Source organism: Streptomyces sp. SID14478 (assembly GCF_010548525.1).
GTDB lineage: Bacteria > Actinomycetota > Actinomycetes > Streptomycetales > Streptomycetaceae > Streptomyces.
In genome coordinates, this window is the sequence record NZ_JAAGMG010000706.1 from 1 (window position 1) to 5,671 (window position 5,671).

Here is a 5,671-nt window from a genome sequence, read left to right on the forward strand (position 1 = left end):
CAGACACTCGACCCCTCGACGTTCGCGCGGTACGGGGCGGGCTCCGGTCTCCCGGGCGGGAGCCCGGAGCCGTCCGCGGCGCCGACCTCCTGCCCCGGCTCCGGCATGCGCCTCACCGCGGACCGCGGCGACGCCGCCATGGGCCTGCGCACACTCCCCGTCACCCTCACCAATTGCGGCGAGGCCACCTTCGAGCTGTACGGGTACCCGCGGTTGACGCTGACGCAGAGCGACGGCACGCCCGTCGAGGGGGTGCGCGTCCTCGAAGGCACCGCTGCCGTCACCACCGCCCGGCCCGACGGCGGCCCCCGCCGCGTCACGCTGCGTCCCGGCGACGCCGCGTACACGGTCCTGGTGTGGCGCAACACGTATGTCGACACCACGAATCCGCCGGTCACCGTCGAGCGCGTCACCGTCGATCCGCAGGTGGGCCGCGGCACCGTGACCCTCCGGCCCGGGTCCGCCCTCGACCTCGGCAGCACGGGCCGTCTCGGCACGACCGCCTGGCGCAGGAGCTGAGCGCGGGCCGCTAGGATCCGCACACGTTGCTGAGGACGCGGACACCGGGTCCGCCGTGGTGGTTGGGGGTCGGCGTGGTCGCTGGTCGTGTGGTGCGCTTCGACGGAGCGCGCGGATATGGGTTCATCGCGCCGGACGACGGCGGTGAGGACGTCTTCCTGCACGTGAACGACCTCCTCATCCCCGAGTCGTACCTGCGCACGGGCCTGAAGGTCGAGTTCGAGATCGAGGACGGGGACCGGGGCCCCAAGGCGTCCTCGGTGCGGCTGGCGGACGGTGCCTCCGCGCCGGCGCCGGGGCGTGTCGCGACCGAGGGCGACGACGTGCTGTGCGACGTGCTGCGCGTCGACGAGTTCACGAACGAGGTCACCGAACTGCTGCTGCGGGCCGCCCCGTCGCTGACCGGCGAGCAGATCCTGGCGATCCGCCGCGAGCTGGTGCAGAGCGGTCGCAAGCACGGCTGGGTGGACAGCTGACCGTCTGACCAGCAGGACAACTGCCCCGGGCCCGGGCCGAGTCGACGCACTCGGTCCGGGCCCCTCGCGTTTTCCTGACCGCCCGTTCAGTCGGACTGCCCGGCAAGTCCGTTTATGTCGCGTCCAGTTATTCAATCTTCATCGAATCCGGTCCGGCATCCGGACAACCCCCTTGTCCTGCGGACTGTATGCGAAATACGTTCTGCGGTATTCCTTGATCGCCCACAGGATTCCTGTCGCCGCGGCACAGGTCCCTGCGGAACCACTCCTTGGCGGAGGTATGCCCTCGTGCGCCGAACAGCGGTTGCCCTCGCGGCAGTTGTCCTGGTGATGTCCACAACGGCGGGCTGCGGCTCCCTGCAGTCCTCGGCCACCGAGGTCGGCGGGGAGCGGATGACCGACGACCGCCCCGTACGCGACGGCGGCACCCTCACGGTCGCCCTCAACGCGGACCCCGACAAGCTCGACCCGACCCTCGCGCAGACCCTCGTGGGCCGCACCGTCTTCGCCGGGATGTGCGAGAAGCTCTACGACGTCGACGCGCAGGGCAAGATCGTGCCCCAGCTCGCGACCGCCCTGCCGAAGGTGTCCGACGGCGGCCGCACCGTCACCTTCGACGTCCGCAGGGGCGCGTGGTTCAGCGACGGCACCAAGCTCGACGCGGCCGCCGTCGTCACGTCCCTGATGCGCCACCGCGACCTCGCGGGCTCGGCCCGCGCCACCGAACTCGCGCCGCTGAAGGGCGCCGAGGCCACCGGCCCGTACCGGGTGCGGCTCACCCTCAAGCAGGCGTACGTTCCACTGACCGCCGTCCTCGCCGACCGCGCCGGCATGGTGATGTCGCCGACCGCGCTCAAGAAGTACGGCAAGGACTTCACCAACCACCCTTCCTGCGTAGGGCCGTTCAAGTTCGTGGAGCGCGTCGGCGGCGACCGCATCGTCCTCGCCAAGGACCCGCACTACTACGACGCGGACTCCGTCCACCTCGACAAGGTGATCTACAAGCCGATCCCCGACGGCAGCGTCCGCCTCGCCAACCTGCGCTCCGGCGACGTCCAGGCGGGCGACCAGATGGCCCCCGTCGACGTGAAGAGCGCCCTCACCGACGACAAGCTCCAGCTCTTCAACTCGCCCTCCCTCGGCTACCAGGGCATCGGCATCAACGTCGGCAACGTGAAGGGCCTCGGTGAGAAGCCCGGCCGCGTCGACACCCCGATGGCGCGCGACATCCGCGTCCGCGAGGCCTTCGAGCTCTCCATCGACCGCGACCTCATCAACAGGGTCGTCTTCCAGGGCATGTACGAGCCCGCATGCGGGCCCATGTCGCCGGAGTCCGCCCTCGCCCCCGGCGTCAAGGCGTCCCAGTGCCCCAAGCGCGATGTCGCCGCCGCCAAGCGGCTGTTGAGGCAGGCGGGGGTGAAGACGCCGGTACCTCTTGAGCTGAAGATCCCCACGACGCCCGAGTGGAGCCGCATCGGCCAGGTCGTCCAGGCCATGGCCAAGAACGCCGGCTTCGCCGTCACGCTGCGCCCCACCGAGTACGCCACCATGCTGGAGGAGACCGACGACGGGCACTACGAGGCCTTCCAGTCCGGCTGGTCCGGACGGCTCGACCCGGATGGCAACATCGCCAGCTTCCTGCAGACGCAGGGCGCGATGAACGCGTACGGCTACTCCGACAAGAAGGTCGACGCCCTCATCGAGCGCGGCCGCACCGAGCCCGATCCCCGCGAACGCGCCAAGATCTACGAGGAGTTGACCCGCAGGGTGAACGACGCGCACGCGCTCCTCTACCTCTACCGCCAGAAGAACTACGTCGTCACCGGGAAGGACGTCGCGGGACTCCACGTCTACGGCGACGGCCTGATCCGCGTGAAGGATGCGGGGTACGCCAAGTGACGACCGCTCAGATTTCCCTGAAGAAGCCCGGAATGCTCGCCGGGCACCCCATGGCCAAGTACGTCCTGACCCGTGTCCGGCAGTCGCTCGTCACACTGGTGCTCGTCTCGATCGTCGTCTTCGCCGGCATCCGCGCCCTGCCCGGCGACCCGGCGCTCGCCCTCGCCGGCGAGGAGCGCAGCCCGAAGGCGCTGGCCGCGATCCGCTCCGAGTACGGCCTCGACGACAACATCGTCGTCCAGTACGCCCGCTTCGTCGGCCACGCCCTCCAGGGCGACCTCGGCACGTCCTCGCGCACCGGCCTGCCGGTCGCCGACGCCATCGGCGAGGCACTGCCCGTCACGCTCGAACTCGCCGCGCTCTCCCTGCTGTTGGCGATCGTCCTCGGCATCGGCGCCGGAATCGTCGCGGCCGTACGCCGCGGCAGGCCCGCCGAGTGGATCGCCAACGGCCTCGCGCTGCTCGGCCTGTCGATCCCCACCTTCTGGCTCGGCATCGTCCTCGTCCTCGCCTTCGCGATCGCCCTGCCCGTCTTCGCGGCCTCCGGCTTCGTGCCCTTCGGCACCGACCCGCTCGACAACCTGCGGCGCATGGTGCTGCCCGCGATCGTCCTCGGCTCCGGGCTCGCCGCCGTCGTCATGCGCCAGACCCGGGCCGCGATGCTCGACTCCCTGTCGGCCGACTACGTCCGCACGGCGCGCGCCAAGGGCCTGTCACGGCGTGCCGTCATCGGCGGGCACGCGCTGCGCAACTCCCTCGTCACGGTCGTCACCGTGCTCGGCCTGCAACTCGGCCACCTCATCTCCGGGGCCGTCGTCACCGAGCAGATCTTCGTGCTCCCCGGCTTCGGCAAGCTGACCATCGACGCCGTCTTCACACGGGACTACGCGACCCTGCAAGGCGTGGTGCTGTGCACCTCCGCCGCGTACATCCTCATCAATCTGCTGGTCGACGTGGCGTACTCGGTCATCGACCCGCGCATCCGGCTCGGAGGTGCCCGGTGACCACGCTGGCTCCCACAGGAATACGCGTCCGGCTCGGCAGGGGCGCCACGAGCGGCAAGATGCGGGCCCTGCGCAAGAACAAGCTCGCCATGACCGGCGCCGTCATCGCCGCCGTCTTCGTGCTCGCCGCGCTGTTCGCCCCGCTCGTCGCGCCGTACGACCCCGCGCAGCCCGACTTCGACAACGTCCTCGCGGCGCCGGGCTGGAGCCACTGGCTCGGCACCGACGACCTCGGCCGCGACCAGCTGTCCCGCGTCGTCTACGGCGCGCGGGCCTCCATGCAGGTCGGCGTGCTCGCGGTCGTGTTCGCCTTCGTCATCGGGGTGCCGCTCGGCCTGCTCGCCGGCTACTACGGGAAGTTCACCGACAGCGTGGTGTCCCGGATCACCGACACGATGCTCGCGTTCCCCTTCCTGGTCCTCGCGGTCGGCCTCGCCGCGGTCCTCGGCCCGTCGCTGAGCAACGCGACCATCGCCATCGGCATCTCGCAGATCCCGGCCGTCATCCGCATCACCCGCGCCGAGACGCTCCGCCTCAAGCACGTCGACTACGTGGCCGCGGCCGTCGCCAACGGCGGCGGGGACGGCACCGTCCTGTTCCGGCACGTCCTGCCCAACGCGACGTCCGCGCTCACCGTGCAGGCCACCGTCGGCATCCCCGCGGCCATCCTCGCCGAGGCCCTGCTCAGCTTCCTCGGCCTCGGCGTCCAGCCGCCCGAGCCGTCCCTCGGCGTGATGCTCTCGTCCGCCCAGTCCTTCCTCGCGCCCGCGCCCTGGATGGCGGTGTTCCCGGGCCTCGCCGTGGTCGCCGCGACCCTGGCGTTCAACCTGCTCGGCGACGGCCTGCGCGACGTCCTCGACCCCCGTGGAGCGACCCGATGAGCCCCGACCCCGTCCTCAGCGTCCGCGACCTGTCGGTGTCCTTCCGCTCCGACACCCGCACCGTGCACGCCGTCGACCACGTCTCGTTCGACCTGCGCGCGGGCGAGGTCCTCGCCGTGGTGGGCGAGTCGGGCTGCGGCAAGTCCGTCACCTCGATGGCCGTCATGGGCCTGCTGCCGCCCACCGCGCACATCACCGGCTCGGTCCGCCTCGGGGAGCGCGACCTCGCGGGCGCCGACGACAAGACGTACGGGAGGATCCGCGGCAAGGACATGGCGATGATCTTCCAGGAGCCGATGACGTCCCTGAACCCGGTGCTCACCATCGGGCGGCAGATCGGCGAAGTGCTCCGCCGCCACCAGGGGCTGAGCCGGAAGGAGGCACGCGCGCGTGCCGTCGAACTCCTGGACCTGGTGGGCATCCCGGCACCGGCCCAGCGCGTCGACGAGTACCCGCACCAGCTCTCCGGCGGCATGCGCCAGCGCGTGATGATCGCCATCGCGGTCGCCTGCGACCCGTCGGTCCTGATCGCCGACGAGCCGACGACCGCCCTCGACGTGACCGTCCAGGCAGGCATCCTGGAGGTCCTCCAGTCGCTGCGCGAACGGCTCGGCACCGCGATCGTCCTCATCACGCACGACCTGGGCGTCGTCGCCGACATCGCCGACCGGGTGCTCGTCATGTATGCGGGCCGCCCGGTCGAACAGGCCCCGGTGGGCGAGCTGTTCGCGACGCCCCGGCACCCGTACACGCGCGGGCTCCTCTCGGCCGTCCTCAAGCCCGGCGGCACCGGCAAGCGGCGGCTGCCCGAGATCCCCGGCCTCGTGCCGAGCCTCGACGAGCAGCCCGACGCCTGCACGTTCGCGCCGCGCTGCGCCCGCGCCGACGACAC

6 protein-coding genes are annotated in these 5,671 nt (G+C 71.2%); all 6 read left to right on the forward strand.

Annotation, left to right across the window (positions count from 1 at the left end; genetic code table 11):
* Positions 1 to 519 (forward strand): DUF4232 domain-containing protein (locus G3I40_RS23535; protein WP_164304112.1); only part of this gene is annotated, 519 nt, incomplete at its 5' end.
* Positions 520 to 593: 74 nt separating this feature from the next.
* Complete coding sequence (locus tag G3I40_RS23540) at positions 594 to 995, forward strand: cold shock domain-containing protein (RefSeq protein WP_164304113.1); 402 nt, start codon at positions 594 to 596, stop codon at positions 993 to 995.
* Positions 996 to 1,283: 288 nt separating this feature from the next.
* The gene (locus G3I40_RS23545; protein WP_343245008.1) at positions 1,284 to 2,894 is read left to right on the forward strand and encodes an ABC transporter substrate-binding protein; all 1,611 of its coding nucleotides are present in this window, start codon (positions 1,284 to 1,286) and stop codon (positions 2,892 to 2,894) included.
* Between the two features lie 50 nt (positions 2,895 to 2,944).
* Positions 2,945 to 3,898: an ABC transporter permease gene (locus tag G3I40_RS23550; protein WP_164304117.1), complete on the forward strand. Its 954-nt coding sequence runs from the start codon at positions 2,945 to 2,947 to the stop codon at positions 3,896 to 3,898.
* A 59-nt stretch (positions 3,899 to 3,957) separates the two neighbouring features.
* Entirely contained in the window at positions 3,958 to 4,779 is an 822-nt protein-coding gene (locus tag G3I40_RS23555; protein ID WP_203644665.1) for an ABC transporter permease, read from the forward strand.
* A partial coding sequence (locus tag G3I40_RS23560) for an ABC transporter ATP-binding protein (protein WP_164304115.1) occupies positions 4,776 to 5,671 on the forward strand: 896 nt, incomplete at its 3' end. The genes G3I40_RS23555 and G3I40_RS23560, both read left to right, overlap by 4 nt.

Excerpts from the sequence above, each read along its gene's own strand:
- G3I40_RS23550 (WP_164304117.1), top strand. The coding sequence starts at position 2,945 with ATGGCCAAGTACGTCCTGACCCGTGTCCGGCAGTCGCTCGTCACACTG.
- G3I40_RS23555 (WP_203644665.1), top strand. The coding sequence starts at position 3,958 with ATGCGGGCCCTGCGCAAGAACAAGCTCGCCATGACCGGCGCCGTCATC.